The organism is Vibrio rhodolitus, assembly GCF_003350325.1.
Taxonomy (GTDB): domain Bacteria; phylum Pseudomonadota; class Gammaproteobacteria; order Enterobacterales; family Vibrionaceae; genus Vibrio; species Vibrio rhodolitus.
Genome location: NZ_QLYZ01000003.1, coordinates 132,531 through 148,526 on the forward strand (window position 1 = coordinate 132,531; position 15,996 = coordinate 148,526).

17 protein-coding genes and 1 riboswitch are annotated in these 15,996 nt (G+C 45.4%); of the genes, 14 read left to right on the forward strand and 3 right to left on the reverse strand.

Translation table 11 applies throughout. The features are described from left to right. The first annotated feature begins 117 nt into the window (after window positions 1-117). The 10 genes from DPF93_RS04145 (at window position 118) to DPF93_RS04190 (ending at window position 7,804) form a co-directional block, all read left to right on the forward strand. On the forward strand, window positions 118-450 hold the full coding sequence (locus DPF93_RS04145) for an HMA2 domain-containing protein (RefSeq protein ID WP_114764960.1): 333 nt from the start codon (window positions 118-120) through the stop codon (window positions 448-450). Beyond that, on the forward strand, window positions 447-1,241 hold the full coding sequence (locus DPF93_RS21450) for a YtxH domain-containing protein (RefSeq protein ID WP_244204672.1): 795 nt from the start codon (window positions 447-449) through the stop codon (window positions 1,239-1,241). The genes DPF93_RS04145 and DPF93_RS21450 overlap by 4 nt, the downstream gene beginning before the upstream one ends. Beyond that, window positions 1,238-1,549 carry a magnetosome protein MamC family protein gene (locus tag DPF93_RS04155; protein ID WP_114764961.1) on the forward strand — a complete coding sequence of 104 codons (312 nt, stop codon included), beginning with the start codon at window positions 1,238-1,240 and terminating at the stop codon, window positions 1,547-1,549. The genes DPF93_RS21450 and DPF93_RS04155 overlap by 4 nt, the downstream gene beginning before the upstream one ends. Beyond that, window positions 1,536-1,835 (forward strand): YtxH domain-containing protein, encoded by a 300-nt coding sequence (locus tag DPF93_RS04160; RefSeq protein WP_114764962.1) that lies wholly within the window; start codon window positions 1,536-1,538, stop codon window positions 1,833-1,835. Before DPF93_RS04155 ends, DPF93_RS04160 begins: the two co-directional genes overlap by 14 nt. Further along, window positions 1,832-3,895: a heavy metal translocating P-type ATPase gene (locus DPF93_RS04165; protein WP_114764963.1), complete on the forward strand. Its 2,064-nt coding sequence runs from the start codon at window positions 1,832-1,834 to the stop codon at window positions 3,893-3,895. Before DPF93_RS04160 ends, DPF93_RS04165 begins: the two co-directional genes overlap by 4 nt. Before the next feature lie 293 nt (window positions 3,896-4,188). Continuing rightward, complete coding sequence (locus tag DPF93_RS04170; protein ID WP_114765156.1) at window positions 4,189-4,941, forward strand: phosphatase PAP2 family protein; 753 nt, start codon at window positions 4,189-4,191, stop codon at window positions 4,939-4,941. Window positions 4,942-5,070: 129 nt separating this feature from the next. Continuing rightward, on the forward strand, window positions 5,071-5,340 hold the full coding sequence (locus tag DPF93_RS04175; protein ID WP_114764964.1) for a DksA/TraR family C4-type zinc finger protein: 270 nt from the start codon (window positions 5,071-5,073) through the stop codon (window positions 5,338-5,340). Between the two features lie 191 nt (window positions 5,341-5,531). Next, window positions 5,532-5,822, forward strand: coding sequence for a membrane lipoprotein lipid attachment site-containing protein (locus tag DPF93_RS04180; RefSeq protein ID WP_114764965.1), 291 nt, complete (start codon window positions 5,532-5,534; stop codon window positions 5,820-5,822). Window positions 5,823-6,049: 227 nt separating this feature from the next. Then, window positions 6,050-6,592, forward strand: coding sequence for an NAD(P)H-dependent oxidoreductase (locus tag DPF93_RS04185; protein ID WP_114764966.1), 543 nt, complete (start codon window positions 6,050-6,052; stop codon window positions 6,590-6,592). Next, window positions 6,593-7,804 (forward strand): NupC/NupG family nucleoside CNT transporter, encoded by a 1,212-nt coding sequence (locus DPF93_RS04190; RefSeq protein WP_208638765.1) that lies wholly within the window; start codon window positions 6,593-6,595, stop codon window positions 7,802-7,804. 126 nt (window positions 7,805-7,930) lie between these two features. Here the strand turns inward: DPF93_RS04190 and DPF93_RS04195 are convergent, their stop codons facing one another. Continuing rightward, the gene (locus DPF93_RS04195) at window positions 7,931-8,611 is read right to left on the reverse strand and encodes a Crp/Fnr family transcriptional regulator (RefSeq protein ID WP_114764968.1); all 681 of its coding nucleotides are present in this window, start codon (window positions 8,609-8,611) and stop codon (window positions 7,931-7,933) included. 335 nt (window positions 8,612-8,946) lie between these two features. Here DPF93_RS04195 and DPF93_RS04200 point away from each other — a divergent pair, with 335 nt between their 5' ends. Further along, window positions 8,947-9,678 carry a nucleoside phosphorylase gene (locus DPF93_RS04200; RefSeq protein WP_114764969.1) on the forward strand — a complete coding sequence of 244 codons (732 nt, stop codon included), beginning with the start codon at window positions 8,947-8,949 and terminating at the stop codon, window positions 9,676-9,678. Window positions 9,679-9,785: 107 nt separating this feature from the next. Here DPF93_RS04200 and DPF93_RS04205 read toward each other — a convergent pair whose 3' ends face one another. Then, window positions 9,786-10,673 (reverse strand): LysR family transcriptional regulator, encoded by an 888-nt coding sequence (locus DPF93_RS04205; RefSeq protein ID WP_164675312.1) that lies wholly within the window; start codon window positions 10,671-10,673, stop codon window positions 9,786-9,788. Window positions 10,674-10,818: 145 nt separating this feature from the next. On the opposite strand from DPF93_RS04205, the gene DPF93_RS04210 reads away from it, so the two are divergent. Then, window positions 10,819-12,075, forward strand: a complete 1,257-nt coding sequence (locus DPF93_RS04210) for an adenylosuccinate synthetase (protein WP_114764971.1) — start codon at window positions 10,819-10,821, stop codon at window positions 12,073-12,075. Window positions 12,076-13,395: 1,320 nt separating this feature from the next. Further along, window positions 13,396-13,875: a hypothetical protein gene (locus DPF93_RS04220; RefSeq protein WP_114764973.1), complete on the forward strand. Its 480-nt coding sequence runs from the start codon at window positions 13,396-13,398 to the stop codon at window positions 13,873-13,875. A 131-nt stretch (window positions 13,876-14,006) separates the two neighbouring features. Here DPF93_RS04220 and ribB read toward each other — a convergent pair whose 3' ends face one another. Beyond that, a complete protein-coding gene (gene ribB / locus DPF93_RS04225) occupies window positions 14,007-14,663 on the reverse strand; it encodes a 3,4-dihydroxy-2-butanone-4-phosphate synthase (RefSeq protein ID WP_114764974.1) in 657 nt (218 codons plus the stop codon). A 108-nt stretch (window positions 14,664-14,771) separates the two neighbouring features. Then, window positions 14,772-14,912, reverse strand: a riboswitch (FMN riboswitch). A gap of 234 nt (window positions 14,913-15,146) precedes the next feature. Here ribB and DPF93_RS04230 point away from each other — a divergent pair. Then, complete coding sequence (locus tag DPF93_RS04230; RefSeq protein ID WP_114764975.1) at window positions 15,147-15,980, forward strand: helix-turn-helix domain-containing protein; 834 nt, start codon at window positions 15,147-15,149, stop codon at window positions 15,978-15,980. The last annotated feature ends 16 nt before the right edge of the window (window positions 15,981-15,996 follow it).

Here is a 15,996-nt window from a genome sequence, read left to right on the forward strand (position 1 = left end):
TATTGTTATTTGTATACAATAGCATTCTATATGACTTGGCGCAAAAAAATACTAACCCGCACGCATTATGACCATACTTTATGTAGGTTTTTTGTTTCATTCGTATATATTTTCTCTATGAAACAATATGTAGACACGGCCTTAAAACTGAGAAAGTGGGTTGTGATTGGCCATCACATTCCTGGGCGAGTTCGCTTGAAATACAAAATGGGCATTGTTGCGCATTTAGCGAAATATAAAGTGCAAGACATCGAACATGCCCTCGCGTCTATTCCTGCGTTCAAAAACTACAAACTTAATAGTGTGACTGGCAGCATCTTACTTGAATACGATCCCGCTGTGATAAAGCCTCATCTTATTGATGCCCTGTTCTCGGGAACAGAGCAAGAAGCTGAGCAAGTCTGTTATGCCATCGCGCAAAGTTTGAATTTAAATGGAGTTAGTTCATGAGTGATAACAGCCCGCATGGTGTTGGTGGTGGCGAACAAAATGCTGCGTACAATCAAGACCCGCAAAGCACTCAACAACCGCCATATGGTCATTACTACGGTTACCCTCCTCATATGGCGCATCCCCAGTTTGCCCATCCTCATCAAAATCATCAGATGGGACAAGCGCAAATTCCACCACAGGCTGGTTATATGCCACCCCCAATGTGGCACCATCCGATGTGGATGCAGTATCCAGCGTTTTGCCACCCTTCGATGATGCCACCGCCAAATTGGCATCACCCACATATGCATCCTGCAATGCATCAAGGAATGCAATCGCCAATGACTGAGCCACATCAGGAGCAGGGCGAAACTAATGACGCTTTATTCGAACAAGCACAAGCAATGCTAGAAGGTGCGATGGGCGAAGAAGCTGGCATGTTTAAAGAAATTTTAGGGAGTTTAGGAATGAACGATAAAGAGTTTTGGAAAGGCGCCATGGTTGGTGCTGCGGCTGCACTTCTATTAAGTAACGAAAATGTACGTGGCAAATTGATGGGCTTGGTCTCAGGTGCGGGTGATGCTCTTAAAACGGGGGGATGTGCAGTAAAAGAGACAGCTGCCAATACCGCTCATAGTGTGAAAGAGAACGTCAGCACAGGCGGTGAAATCTTCCGTGATACTTATGCTGCAGGTAAACAAGGTTTTCAAGATTCGGTAGAGCGTCATAAAGAAATAAAAGAGGAAGAGAAGCCTGCGCAAGTCGCTCAAGAAGTGGCAACAGAAAACCAAGATGTGAAACCAGTATGAGTAACTCAAGCGACAAACTGAGTGCCGCCAGTCGTGCCATGATTATTGGTGCGATGGCTGGTGGTAGTGCGTCGGTGTTGAGTAACTGGAAAAACCACCAAAAAGGTCAGTTAGAAACTAATGAGTTGGTTGCTCAGGCATCACTTTCCGCCGTCAAAGCGGGGGCGGTGAGCGGAGCATCAACCTATGTGGCAGAAAAAATGGCGGGTCGTCCAGTACTCTCTCTTCTAACTATTTTAAGTGTTGGTGCTGCAGGTGTGTATCTGATGGATCAACTGACGGAAAAGACAAGCGATGAACAACAATAATCCATACTATTACGGCTACCCTTACTACGGTCAGCAAGATCAAGTGAGCAATCAACAACAGCCTTACAAGCAGCAAAACAGTAAAACGCATTTTGCGATGGGATTAGTCGCGGGCGCAGCGGTTGCTTACATTCTGAGTAATAAGAAGTTTCAGCAAGGTGTGGCGGCAACTGGCGAAAAAGCTTGGTCTACTGTTCGCGGCGAAGTTGAAGAGCTCAAAGAGCGCTTAGAAGATACCCAAGCAGAGCTCGAATATTACCGTAATTTGCACAAAAACGAGGAATGATTGGTTTGCAAATCAAGCATCATTTTCCTGGGCGAGTGCGTTTTAAAGTAAGTGAGCTGAAACAACATCACGATATCGGTGAATGGGTCAAGCACAGTTTAATGGCTATTCAAGGTATTCGTGATGTTCGTGTCAATGAAGCCGCATGCTCTATTGTGATTGAATACGATACGACTTTGCTCAATAGCAAAGTGTTAAATGCCCGATTAGCTCAACTGGATTTTAGCCAAGCAGAACAACAAGAAACTGAGCACGAATATACTCGTGGTGATATCGCCATGAACGTGATTGGGACGCTTGCGGCTGCCATGTTGCCAAATAAGTGGGGAGCTTTGTCTACCGCGACTTTGATAGCACCGACTCTATTTGAAGGAGTTGAAGAGCTGCGTGAAAAGCGCATTTCGGTCGAGGTATTGGACGCCATTGCGGTGGGGCTTTCTGCATGGCGTGGGGATTACCGCACGGCGATGATGACCCAAAGCTTGATTAGCCTTGGTGAATACATGGAGCAGAAAACCAGCCGCAATAGTGATCAACTATTGGCTGATTTGATGCGCCCTCAAGAATCATTAGTGTGGCGAATCACCCCTGATGGTAGCAAAGATCAAGTTAGTTCTTCGGAGCTTATTGCTGGCGATGTCATTGAGCTTGTCCCTGGTGATGCGATTCCTATTGATGGTGTTGTCGTTGAAGGTGCTGCGCTGGTGAACCAGTCTGCTTTAACCGGTGAAAATGTGCCAGTAAGGCGGGAGCTCGAAGCTTATGTATATTCAGGTACAACCGTGCATGAAGGTACTGTAAAAGTTCGCGTCGATAAGGTAGGCAGTGAAGCGACGACAGCACAGATCGCCAAGTTGATCTATGACTCTTTGAGCGAGAAGAGCGAGATTCAACAAGTCACGCAAGATATGGCTAATCGCCGGGTTAAGATTACGTTGGGTATAGGTGCGGCAGTGTTTGCTCTAACGCAAGACTTGAATCGCGTCGCCTCTGTGTTTCTAGTTGATTACTCCTGTGCATTGAAATTGAGCACTCCGGTGACCTTTAAGTCGATCATGTATCGCGCTGCGCAACACGGTATTTTGCTAAAGGGTGGCAGTGCAATTGAAAAACTTGCTCGCGTTGATACTTGTGTATTCGATAAGACAGGCACGCTGACCTACGGCGATATGGAAGTCACCGATGTGATCCCATTGTGTCCGAAAAATAGTGCGCGAGATTTGTTGGCGATTGCCGCTTCTGTCGAGGAGCACAGCAATCATCCACTTTCTCAAGCCGTCGTGAATGCGGCAACCAACCATCAGCTTCCTCATATTGAACATGGTGAAGTGGAATATGTAATTGCTCATGGACTACGCAGCACGCTTAACGATCATTGCTTAGTGATGGGAAGTCGTCACTTCCTTGAAGAACACGAACAGGTAGACTTTAGCGAAGTAGAGCAAGAAATTCGTCACTTTGAAGAGCTAGGGCGTCACTTGATTTTTATCTCATCAGAGAAAAAACTCATCGGTATGATTGGCTTACGTGATCATCTGCGCGAAGACGTTCATCAGACGCTTTCTCAACTGCGTAATCAAGGAATCAATCATCTGGTGATGATTTCGGGTGATAGTGCTTATAAAGCGCATATGTTAGGTGAAGAACTTAAGCTTGATCGAGTGTTTGCCGAAGCGACCCCAAGTAGTAAATCGAATATTATCGAACAGTTGCAGCAGCAAGGTCACAATGTCATGTTTGTCGGTGATGGTGTGAATGATGCTCCAGCCTTAACAAAAGCTGATGTTGGCGTGGCTATGTGCCGAGGCACTGAACTTGCTCGCCAAGCCGCAGATGTGGTGCTACTGCAAGATAAGTTATCCGGAGTTTCGGAGACGGTTAACTTGGCTCATGTTGCAATGAAGATGATCAATCAGAACATCAAAGTCGCTGAATACGTTAATAGTGGCATCATGCTTGCCGCTGCGCTTGGGATGTTAAATCCAACTATGAGTGCGCTGCTTCACAACGGTACAACGTTGGCTATTTTAGGGCGCTCCGTCGCGATCAAAAATGCATAGACTAAGCGAATAAATCTCAATCAGAGCCTGTTTAATTTAAGCAGGCTTTTTTACTTCGCCTTTCGTTTCCAAAAGCGCAAACTTTCCGCAAATTGACAGCAAATTGATAATTCGATTAAGCCGTGTGGCTAATATGCCTTTCATTAGGTGACAAAGAGCAGTGGCTCTTTGCCGACACTTCTTAAATTAGTTGGCGATTCAACCTCTTGATAGCCACTTGGCAAGCTGCGTTTTTGCTCCTTTTCTTTGTTCAAACAGCGCACTTTTCGCCACAATAAGATGAGTTGATGGTTATGAAAAATCTCCTTTCTGGCAAACGTAATGGGCTTGCTCTACTGGCATTGCTTCTGTTGCTGATCGCACCAATGACATTGCTAGTGAGTCACATTGAGTTGTTGGCTCCGGTCAGTGATTGGCAAGGGGCGTTTTTCACCTTGGCGACTCATTCTGCTGGAAGTGGGGGATTTATTGTTACCTTAGCCATTTTGGTGTTTGGCGTGATGATGCTCAAGCTAACACCGAAGCAGAATTTAGCCAAAGCAATGCAGCTAGTGCTTATTTTGCTAATTGGCTTTGCCGCGAAGACTGGCTTGAAACAAGCGACAGAAAGCCCAAGACCTTACACAGAGCTTTTGGCGCATCAATTGTTAGTACCCAACCCAGATCATTTCTATCAGCTCTCGGCTTCGCAACAAGAGAAGATCATTACTTCGGTGAGTGAAAATGTCAGCCACTGGCGCACGCAACATTGGCTTGGGGAAACCGATTATTCGTTCCCTTCAGGGCATACGATTTTCGTCGCGATTTGTGTGGCATTCTTCGGTGGCTTGTTTCTGGAACACAAACGCTATGCTTTTGCGACAGGCATGATGGTTTGGGCGGCGACTGTTGCTTATAGCCGCTTGTGGTTAGGTATGCACCGTCCGATTGATTTAATTGGTTCGATTCTATTTGTGATGGTGGTGTATGCGTTACTACCGCATTTTGATGGCTTAGCGAGTAAGCTGAGCCAGCAGCTTAATTTACACAAGCGCTGTACACACTGAACGCAGTATTCATCATTTCAGTTACATTATTACTCTAGCGTAATAGTGATTCATTTATCTGCTTATTATCAATTTGGCATCAATAAACCATAATGGCTCTCCAGTCATTCATACACTTTGGAGACCATTATGGCTAATGGATTTACCAGAGATGGTGGCGTTCAAGACCAAATCGATGCCACCATTGTCGATGCAATTCACCGTGCTCGTGCCAATCTAAATCGCGAGCACAACCACACCGAATATTGCCTAGAGTGTGGGGATTTGATCCCCCTTGCGCGGCGAAAAGTTATGCCCGGAGTTGAGCTGTGTATCGAGTGTCAACAGCAGGCAGATACGCGCCAGAGAGCAACCTCAGGCTTTAATCGTCGCGCTAGTAAAGACAGCCAACTGCGTTAATCGTGTGATATCCAAGGTACGAGAGACTAGATTCTAGGTACTGTGTCTGTACGGTGCTTTAGGTTCTTTGTTAAGTCATGGCGACTTTGGATATCAACTGTCAGTTTTGTTCTACTGTAAATGTGTGACACTGTTTCGCATTAATCTTGCTTGCTTGATATGATAATCGTGATTGAAATAGAGGTAATTCGATGAAGAAGTTTTTGTTGCTATTGTGTTTTGCTGTTGTACTGAGTGGTTGCTCGCTACTTGTGGGTGAAGACTACTTTGGTGAAGGCTGGAAAGGTGAATCGGTTGAACAGTTGACCGGGCACTGGGGCGAACCTGAAAGCAAAACTAACTTGGAAAATGGTGGTCAAGAACTGATCTACAAATTGTTCGATGGTAGCTGCACTTACGTATTTTATACCGATGCATCTGGTGTGATTACCAGCTACCAATATCAAAGTACTTTTTTGGGTACTTGTAAGCCGATCGGTTAATGGCGCTATTTATCGACTGACTTTTCTTCATTTACCTACCAAACAAAGCTCAATTTAGAAACTTTTGACCTGAGACCGAAACAGAGGGACTTTTGTCCTCCTGTTCTTATCATGCCAGCGTTATGCTTGGCGCAACAAATATCCACACACCAAACGATTCGCTTTTTCTTTGTAGGGCTTTAGAGCGTGAGAAGAAAACGAAGGCACGATCAAGATAGGTCAACTCTATGAACGTACTTGTTATTAACGGTCACCCGAACCTAGACAAATCTTTTGCTAACGCTGAGATTATGAAATTGCTTGAGCAGCAAACAGATTGGCAGATTGCGCATGCGGTAGATTTCACCGGTGATATTAAAACCGAACAACAACGACTACTGGAAGCAGAACTGGTAGTGGTGCAGTTCCCACTGTACTGGAGCACTTTTCCTTCGGTGATGAAAGAGTGGATTGATCAAGTCTTTACTTATGGATTCGCGTTTGGTCCTGATGGCAGTCAGCTAAAAGGCAAAAAACTGCTGTTTTCTATTACCGCAGGTGCTACGGCAGAGTCTTACTCAGAAACGGGCTTTAACTTTATGCCGCTAGAGAATTACCAACGCTCGTTTGAGCACGCTTTTAAAGCGGCTGAAATGGATATTCTCGACACGATTGTCACGTTTGAAATGAACGCGATTCCTGAGGAAGGGGGCGATGTGGAAAAGACCATCGCACTGGCGCATGAACACACGCAACAAGTCATCAACGCTGTAAAAGCGCACATCGGATAAATCATTATGTTTCAATCATTAATCGGTATCGCCGTACTTCTTGGCGTGGGCTTTTTATGCTCTGAAAACAGAAGTCAAATTAGCTGGCGCGCAGTAGCAGGCGCGTTTGGCATTATCTTAGTGGTGGCTGGCTTTGTTCTGGCGACCGAAGTTGGTGCTGATGTGCTGCTAGCGGTATCTAACGCAGTAGGTCAGGTATTTAGCTATGGTGCAGAGGGGATTAAGTTCGCCTTTGGTAGCTTGGTGAACTTTAGTGTTGATGGCATTGGCTTTGTTTGGGCACTGCAAGTGTTACCGCAAATCATCTTTACTGCCTCGCTTACTTCACTGCTTTACTACTTGGGTATTATGCAGTGGTTTGTGCGCATCATTGGTGGTGGTCTACAACGCGTTCTTGGTACTTCTCGTGCTGAATCAATGAATGCGGCAGGTAACATCGTACTTGGTCAAACTGAAGCACCATTATTGGTTAAGCCTTACCACCGCGTGCTTACTCGTTCACAGATTTTTGCCATCATGGTTGGTGGTCTATCATCGATCGCCGGTTCGATTCTGGCAGGTCTTGCAGGCATGGGGGTAGATTTGAACTACCTGATCATGGCGTGTTTCATGTCGGCACCGGCTGGATTGATGTTTGCCAAGCTTATCATTCCTGAAACTGAAGCAACCATTGATGAAGTACCAGAACTACCAGACAACGAAAAGCCAACCAGTTTTATTGATGCGGTAGCAAAAGGTGCGATTGCGGGTACGTCAATTGCTGCTATCGTTGGTGCCATCATCATCTCATGTATTGGTTTGATGGCGCTGCTAAACGGTGGTTTGGGCGCGATTGGTGCTTACTTCGGCTTTGAAGGCTTAACCGTTGATGTGATCTTAGGTTTCTTCTTCTCACCAGTTGCGTGGCTAATTGGCGTGCCTTGGAATGAAGCGATGTCGGCAGGTTCGTTCTTAGGTCAGAAAATTGCACTAAACGAGTTCGTTGCTTTTGCCAGCATGGGCGCGGTAGAGCTTAGTGCCCGTACTACCGCGATTATGACGATTGCGCTATGTGGTTTCGCTAACATTGGTTCAGTAGCTATGGTGTGTGGTGCGTTAAGCAGCATGATCCCAGAGCGTTCTGGCTTGATTGGTAAATTAGGTATGAAAGTACTGCTAGCGGCAACACTAGCAAACTTGATGAACGCGGCTATCGTCGGCTTGTTCGTTTAACATTTTAGTTGCAGCTACCAGTTGCTTCCCCCAGTTGCTGATAGACACTGATCTCCTAACCAGCCGGGATAGAGATAGCGCCACTCGCTTATTGCCAGTGGCGTTTTTTTATCGCTGTGTTTTGCTCTACTCGTAGGTGTCGAGGAAAGTGCGCAGAGCCTGCTCATCAACAATTTCTAACCCTTGCTCACCTTTACGAATAAGCTCTTTATCCATCAGCGTTTTGACCGCACGGCGATAGACGCGTCCCGAAGTGCCAAAACGTTCCGCTTCTTGATTCACTTTGTCAAAACCAGTTAAGGCTGGGCTGGTTTTTTGCTGCATCAATAAATCATAAGCGATGTTGTAGGTGATGGGGTGCAATAAGCGACTGGTGTAAATATCCAGTGAGTCTAGGTAATCATCTGCCAGTGCAGAGGCAAAGAAAAACAACATTTCTGGTTGCTGTTGCAAGCTTTCAGAGAGTTTTTTCAAACAGATAATGTCGACCTGCATATGCTCGTCTGCCACTACATTCCACTGGCAAGGCGTTTGGGTAAAAAATTCCATTTCACCAAAAATATGATCGTCACAGTTGGCTTCACCAAGCTGAAAACGGCGTCCGTTAGCCGCGAGAATACTCATCGAGACGCGACCGACAGGCACCACATAGATGTAATTGAGTGGCTCACCTTGGGTCAGAATCGCTTCGCCCGCGCTAAAGTAACGGCTGCCAATTTGGCATTGGTAGATAAACTGGCGAAAGGCAGCGCTTTTTTGCTGTAAAAGGTCATTAAAGCGACCATTGGCGTAGGGTTTAATTCTCATCTTTTCTCACGTTTATATTGTGGGCACCGCAAAGTATTTCGGCGCAAGAATCGCAGCTCTATTTATATTTGAGTCTCAAGCAAAGCCATCTTTTCGCTAAGCTAAAGATGCGTTCTTTGTTTGTCATTTTTTACGTCATTGCTGCGATTTAAAAGGGTCTTGGCGGGACAAAAGTCCTCCTGCGTATGGCAGAAACTCGCCTAAGATTGGCGTAGTTTAAACACATTATTATCGGACTTCGATATGCATAGGGTTGAAAATGAAAGGTTAACGCGAGTCAACCGTTTGCCCTGCTATCTAACCGTCTGAAGTACAAGAAGTATAAGGAGCAATCCATGCTGAAACAGCCTCATATTGGTGTTGATGCAACGCAAGTCGCCCCCTTGGTAATTGTTTGTGGTGAACCTGATCGCGCCAATCGTATTGCGGCGTTATTTGCTAAAGCTGAGCTGGTGTCGGAAAACCGTGAATACCGCTTATTTACGGGCGAATATCAAGGTGTACCCGTATCAGTGTGCAGCACAGGTATTGGTGCACCATCAATGATCATTGCAGTGGAAGAGCTAAAGCAATGTGGTGTGACCCATATTGTGCGTGTTGGCTCAGCGGGGGCAATGCAGGCAGACATTGGTCTAGGTGAGTTGATTGTAGCTGAAGGGGCTGTTCGTGATGAAGGTGGTTCAAAGTCTTACGTTGAAGCCTCTTACCCAGCTTACGCCAGCTTCTCATTGTTAAAAGCACTGGATAACTACCTTGCGAGTCAAACGAACGCTTATCACTTTGGTGTCGTACGCTCACACGATAGTTTTTACACCGATGATGAAGACGCCATTTGCCACTATTGGAATAAAAAGGGCATTTTAGGCGCGGATATGGAGACTTCAGCGCTGTTTGCGGTGGGTCGTCTACGCGGTCTTGAGGTGGCGTCTATTTTGAATAACGTGGTGCTTTACCAGCAAGATGTCAAAGAAGGTGTGGATCAGTACGTTAATGAAGCGCAGGTGATGATGCAGGGTGAAAAACAAGCTTCTCTAGCCGCCCTAGAAGCGCTTATCGCTCAAGCATAAGGTTTGTAACACCCTTAATTCAAAAAACGCCCCAAATGCTTACTAGGCTTTTGGGGCGTTTTTTTCAGTTGCGTTTGCTCTTAAGTTGCAACGCTTAAATGAACGGTTTAAGCACTTTGTTGTGAGCGCACAATCTCTTCGCTTACCCAATTTAAGAGCTGTTTGATGGCGCGAGAAAGCACCTGATTTTGCCGCACAATGTAGCCTAGGCTGGTGGTAGGAAATTCAGGTAAAGGCGTAATCGCGGTTTTCAAATTGAGTTTAGGATGCAGGGAAAACTCCGGCACAATAGCCACGCCAAAGCCGGCTTCCGCCCAGTCAATTTGTGCATCGACACTGCCGACTTCCATCACGCGATATTTAGGTAAATTAAGCGTAGGCAGAGCCAGATCGAGCAGATCACGGGTACGAGTATCATGCCCAAGTAAGATAAGTGTCGGCTCTTCTTGTTTGCTGTCCCACTGACCTTGTTGCCAGGCTTGTAAACCATCACCTAATGCGCACCATTTCACTTGCTGTAATTCGGTAAAATGCAGTGGCTGGCTCTCTTTTTGCGCCATCACAAAACCGAGATCCGCTTTGGCACTTTTGACCAATTCTGCCGCTTGTGAAGAGGTGGTGTTTAACAGCGATAGATCAATTCCCGGGAATTGCTTTTTGAACGATTGAAACGGCGAAATAAGCAGTAAGCGCGAGATGATATCACTGGCAGCGATGGTCAACGTGCCTTGGTCTAAATCATTGATAGCGTTAATGTCTGCTTGGCAAACTTGCAGCTCCATCAGCGTGCTTTGGGCACTTTTTAGCAGCCGCTCTCCCGCTTGTGTGAGGCGAAATGGATTGCGCTCAATCAGTTTAACTCGGGTCACTTGCTCAAGCTGTTTGATGTGCAAACTGACATTGGGCTGCGTCATATGCAGTTCATTGGCGGTTTTGCCAAAGTGCTCTAAGCGCGCCAAAACCACAAAAGTGTTGAGCCAGTTGAGGTCTAACATAATCATCCTCGCTTAAACGGAAACTAGATCGCATTTAGCGTTACATCCCCATATGAAATCCTTATTAGGGTTATAACGATTATTAATTTTTCTTATTTTGAGCCGATGTTTAGGATAAGTCCATCGCTTTTGAGGAGAGTTAATTATGTCGTCTATTGTCGTTGTTGGTGCAAACTGGGGTGATGAAGGTAAAGGTCGAATCGTTGATTATTTGGCAGACCAAGCATCAGCAAGTATCCGTTTCCAAGGTGGTAATAATGCAGGTCACACTGTCGTTAATGACTTTGGTACATTCAAACTACACCAACTACCAAGCGGCGTATTTAACCCAGACTGTATCGCAGTTCTTGGTCCTGGCATGGTAATTAGCCCAGCATCACTTTCGCAAGAAATTGCTGAAGTAGAAGAGTCAGGCGTGAAAGTAAACATGTGCATTTCTGACCGCGCAACGCTATGTCTACCGCTGCACGCGCTAGAAGATACGCTAGAAGAAGTGCGTCTTGGTGACAAAGCTTACGGTTCAACGCGCCAAGGTATTGCGCCTGCATACGGCGACCGTGTGATGAAAAAAGGCATCCTTGTTGGTTGGCTAAAACAGCCTGAAGTGCTAGTTGAGCGCATTAAATTCTGGATGGATTGGAAACTGCCGCAACTGCGCGCGCTATACCCAACCTTTGAATTTGAGCAAACGGCACAAGAGATGGCAGATTGGCTACTAGAAGTATCGGCGCCTTGGCGTGATGCTATCTGCAACGTAACGCTGCCGCTAAAAGAGCTACAAGCAAATCAGCAAACGTTGCTATTTGAAGCTCAGCTGGGTGCGGGCCGTGATCTTGTGTACGGTGAGTACCCATGGACGACTTCATCTAACGTAGTTTCTATGTACGCAGGTATTGGTAGCGGTCTACCAGCACTTCGTCCTGAGCGCGTTATTGCAGTAGCGAAAGCATTCAGCTCATCAGTAGGTACGGGCACGCTAATTACCGCAATGGAAGAGCAAGACGCATTCCGTGAACTAGCAGGCGAATTTGGTGCAACTACCGGTCGTCCTCGCGATATGGGTTACTTCGATGCTGTTGCAACTAAAAACGGTGTTGAGCTACAAGCGGCAACGGAAATCGCGCTAACGAAAGTTGACTGCCTAACTGGTTTGAAAGATCTAAAGATCTGTGTCGGTTACGAAGGTGAGCACAGCGAGAACCCAATTTGGCCACAAACGGCTGCACTAGCACCAATCTACGAGAAGATGGAAAGCTGGAGCGAAGACATCACAGGTTGTCGTCAGTTTGAAGAGCTACCACTAGCGGCGCAAAAATACGTATTGCGCATTGAAGAGCTAATGGGCGTACCTGTGAAGATGGTTTCTGTAGGTCCTGGTCGCGAGCAGATGATCGTACGTTAATCGTTAAGCAAAATTTAAACTAGTTGTTTTGAGCGAGTAACAAAGCAGCTAGGCAAAATAAGGAGGCTGACCATGGATGGTTGGCTTTCTTTCTATTTGGGGTTTGGAAAACCTAAGTATTCGCTTGGCTCTTTTAATGGATCGGATTCATTCAGTTTTAATACTGAGTGGTTGTGAGTTAAGGGTAAGGGCTAAGCCATATAAATCCACAGGTGGCGCTGTGTCTTTCTCATTTCTAGCGGTTAAAAGCTGTTGGCTTTGCCCTTGTTCTCTGAGTGCATTTTCTAATTTAGAAAAGCATTGCTTGCGCAGTGAGTACTGCGATGATTCGACAGACGAGAGGATTGTCTGAAGAACGGCTTGATGAATGACGGTCAATAATCGCAATCATCAAAAAAATACAATGAACTCACCCACCTGTGAATTATCTTTGCCAGTAATACTGCCCATCGATGTTTCTTCACAGAAAGAAAAGTCTAAATCTAACTCGCTTAACGGACTATTTGCCAGCACAAGGCGCTTTAAAATATCACTATTAAGCTGATGAATGTTCGCACTCCAAGTTGTGTTATTTTTGAAAATATTAAATGTAATTAGCAATCGTGTACCTATTTTTTAAATGTTGAATTAGAACGAGTTTTTTGAAACCAAAATCTTTTACGACCGATTGAACGTGCCATATTATTTACCTATGTTTAAATTTTAAGATTAATTAGGTGCCGCCGAAGCTAAATCGACAAGCACAAGAGTGGATACTCAGAAGATATACCAAATGAGGTAAGGCGATCGGCAATGCCCCGCTCTTGCAAAGAGTGGTGACGCGATCAAGCAATACCAATATCAGTGCGATAAATAAGGCACTGCAGGTAGATCAAACGAATACATATACCATGTATAGGATTTCGGGAGGGTTTTGTATGCCAGCATTAGAGTGCTGGGGGCGTATCTATCAGATAATATTCACAATACAGCCAAAGTGACGGAGCTTCGCTGTTTTTACTTTACGCTTTAGACCAAATTATTGATCGGCAAAACCATCGCAAATAATAGAACTAGTTAATTTTCTATTATTCCGGAAATCAATGCGCTGAACTTAAAGAATCATTCTTTAATATAGATATGAGGGTATTTCAGGGAGTATCTTGCTAGGGATGTCTCTGGAAGACTTACTATACTTTAACAACTCAATTGTCAGAGCAAGACGGCAATATACACCTTTTGAATCGAATTGCTAGCGTTATTTTTAAAATATTTTATTAAGTTTTCCCAAAGAGTGCGACTAAGATGTAGGTTAAGCATAAGAACAACAGAGATAAGTATATGAAAATAGTCGAAGTTGATAGCAGCAATGCGCACGTATTTGCTAACTTGTACCAAGGTTACGCTGCTGAGTTTTCGCGAATTATTGATGATAAACCCGATGAAAATGGGCTGTTTGAAATCTACCCTCAGCTAGGTGACAACGTCACTGGTTACCTGCTTTATATTGACGGTGTTCCAGCGGCTTTGACCTCTATTGCAGAAAAAGCGCCGCAGCAGTTCGATATCTGTGATTTTTATGTCGTGCCTTATTTTCGTAAGAATAAAGTCGGTAAACAGTTTATCTCAAAAATGTTCGATAACTTGCGTGGATCGTGGGAGATCAAGCAGGTAAAAGGGGCTGATCATGCAATTAAGTTTTGGCGCGATGTAGTGGGTGACTACGCGCAAGCTGGCAATATTCAAGGTGAATGGAACGAAGATCAGTATCAGGATGAGAAATGGGGTGTGGTGACCAGACAGTACTTTACCGTTAAGTAGATCACTGCTTATTTGGTACTAAAGGACACATACTTGTATTAACACATGTATTTGCGAACACATGTACTTGTGGACATATAGCTTAGCAGGGCATCCAAGCGGATGCCCTAGTCGTATATTTAGAGCTTTAATTAAGCGCTTTTTTGCATATTTTGTGTGCGGTACTGGACGATATCTTCAATCGTTAAAACAGGCATATTGTGCGCTTTTGCAAACGTCACAATCTCAGGTGTTTTTGCCATTGTGCCGTCTGGATTCGTTAGCTCGCACAGCAAGCCCGCAGGTTGTAACCCTGCTAGTGTTACCAAATCAATGGTGCCTTCAGTATGACCACGGCGAGTTAATACGCCACCCGTGCGAGCGCGCAGTGGGAATACATGACCCGGACGAGCGAGATCGCTTGGTTTGGCATTCGCAGCAACAGCCGTTTTTACCGTGGTCACGCGATCTTGCGCTGACACACCGGTTGTTACCCCTTCTTTTGCTTCAATCGAAACGGTAAACGCCGTTTGGTTGGCGCTGTCGTTATTTTCTACCATTGGTGGTAGCTCAAGTTGGTTCGCGTGCTCTTCGGTTAAACACAGGCACACAATGCCGCTACATTCGCGAATCATCAGCGCCATTTGCGCAGCGGTTAGGTGCTCGGCTGAATAGATGATATCGCCTTCGTTTTCACGATCTTCATCGTCCAGCAGCATAACGCCTTGGCCGTTTTTAAGCGCTTCGATAGCGTTGGTTACACGTGTGATTGGGTCGCCAAATTCGGCAAGTAGTGATGTCTGATTCATGGTTAACTCCTATTCATTACCAGAATCAGGGCTCATTGGGAGGGATAGAACACAATGCAAAATGCACCAGCTCACGGCAGGCAAAATCTGCCTTTGATCTGGTGTGTTACTCATTCTCTCTCATCCGGACTATAACCGTCGGCTCTGGCATCTCACCAGATCTGCTGACCTCGACGAATCGAGCGCTCGCGGGCTCATCTAAAAAGACATACCGCCGGTAGGGACTTTCACCCTGCCCTGAGAATTTCAGTTTTAATTGTTTGCCCAACAAGTTAGGCGCCTAAAGGGTATTACAGAATGGGTTGTGATAGCAATTGAGAATTGAGGTACGAGAGTTGAGAAAAGAGAATTGAGATGAAGAGAGGTGAGAATATTAGATGGTAGAGCAGAGAAGAGAAAAGGCTGAAGATAGGCAATGGTGATCTATGCGCTAGTGTGCCATGCTTCGTCTGTTATTGAGTGCCTGATTAAGAAGCAAAATTAATGAAAGCGTGGAAGCAGCCTTTGTCTGGCTATGAATGGCTTGTCCATCAAGTATGGTACCTAGAAGTTGAGCAAGGTGAAGTGATTGAGCCCAAGCCACACCTTATCCCAAATGTGCGAGCCCATTTGCTATTTACTCCGCAGCAGCAAAGCTATAGCTATGACAACGGTGAGTTAATGCTGGCGGGTAAAGGCAATCACCTACTGACTGCCAGCGAGAAATTGCTTCTGCTTGATGACAATCCACCGCTGAAACGAATAGGGATCACTTTTCGCCCTGAAGCGCTCTATTGCCTCAATCAAACCGTTGTACAACACACCAACCAATGCCAATGGTTTGCTTGGTTATCGCCGCTATTTGATGACAAGTTTCAGCAAATGCTGTGGGACTCTTCAGGCGAACCTGCTTCGTTACTCACGTGTGTAAAGCAACATTTTGACTCGCTTATGATTCGCCCAAGCCAAGATAAAGCCTTTCTACTGGTGCAAAAAGCGGTGGCACTTATCGACACTCAGTTAGAATCCTTACAAGAGCTAGAAGTAGAAAAACTGGCTGATTTATGTGCTTGTTCGCGCAGAACGCTTGAGCGTAGTTTTAAGCTTGTGGTGGGGCTGAGTATCAAGCAGTATCTACAGATGATGCGTTTAGAGCAGATGATATTATCCATCTATCAGCAAGAGCATGATATTGATTGGACAGAGTTTTCTCAGCAGTTTGGCTTTAGTGACCAGTCTCATTTGATCCGCACGCTCAAGCAGCAACTCGGTAAAACCCCTTCCAGCTATCTAAAAAAGCGCGATTTAACTATCGATATCTATGGGGACTTTGAGTAGCGCTAGCGCTTTTAAT

Coding starts and splice junctions, on each gene's coding strand:
- DPF93_RS04145 (WP_114764960.1), top strand. CDS start 118: ATGAAACAATATGTAGACACGGCCTTAAAACTGAGAAAGTGGGTTGTG.
- DPF93_RS21450 (WP_244204672.1), top strand. CDS start 447: ATGAGTGATAACAGCCCGCATGGTGTTGGTGGTGGCGAACAAAATGCT.
- DPF93_RS04155 (WP_114764961.1), top strand. CDS start 1,238: ATGAGTAACTCAAGCGACAAACTGAGTGCCGCCAGTCGTGCCATGATT.
- DPF93_RS04160 (WP_114764962.1), top strand. CDS start 1,536: ATGAACAACAATAATCCATACTATTACGGCTACCCTTACTACGGTCAG.
- DPF93_RS04165 (WP_114764963.1), top strand. CDS start 1,832: ATGATTGGTTTGCAAATCAAGCATCATTTTCCTGGGCGAGTGCGTTTT.
- DPF93_RS04170 (WP_114765156.1), top strand. CDS start 4,189: ATGAAAAATCTCCTTTCTGGCAAACGTAATGGGCTTGCTCTACTGGCA.
- DPF93_RS04175 (WP_114764964.1), top strand. CDS start 5,071: ATGGCTAATGGATTTACCAGAGATGGTGGCGTTCAAGACCAAATCGAT.
- DPF93_RS04180 (WP_114764965.1), top strand. CDS start 5,532: ATGAAGAAGTTTTTGTTGCTATTGTGTTTTGCTGTTGTACTGAGTGGT.
- DPF93_RS04185 (WP_114764966.1), top strand. CDS start 6,050: ATGAACGTACTTGTTATTAACGGTCACCCGAACCTAGACAAATCTTTT.
- DPF93_RS04195 (WP_114764968.1), bottom strand. CDS start 8,611: ATGAGAATTAAACCCTACGCCAATGGTCGCTTTAATGACCTTTTACAG.
- DPF93_RS04200 (WP_114764969.1), top strand. CDS start 8,947: ATGCTGAAACAGCCTCATATTGGTGTTGATGCAACGCAAGTCGCCCCC.
- DPF93_RS04205 (WP_164675312.1), bottom strand. CDS start 10,673: ATGTTAGACCTCAACTGGCTCAACACTTTTGTGGTTTTGGCGCGCTTA.
- DPF93_RS04210 (WP_114764971.1), top strand. CDS start 10,819: ATGTCGTCTATTGTCGTTGTTGGTGCAAACTGGGGTGATGAAGGTAAA.
- DPF93_RS04220 (WP_114764973.1), top strand. CDS start 13,396: ATGAAAATAGTCGAAGTTGATAGCAGCAATGCGCACGTATTTGCTAAC.
- ribB (WP_114764974.1), bottom strand. CDS start 14,663: ATGAATCAGACATCACTACTTGCCGAATTTGGCGACCCAATCACACGT.
- DPF93_RS04230 (WP_114764975.1), top strand. CDS start 15,147: ATGAAAGCGTGGAAGCAGCCTTTGTCTGGCTATGAATGGCTTGTCCAT.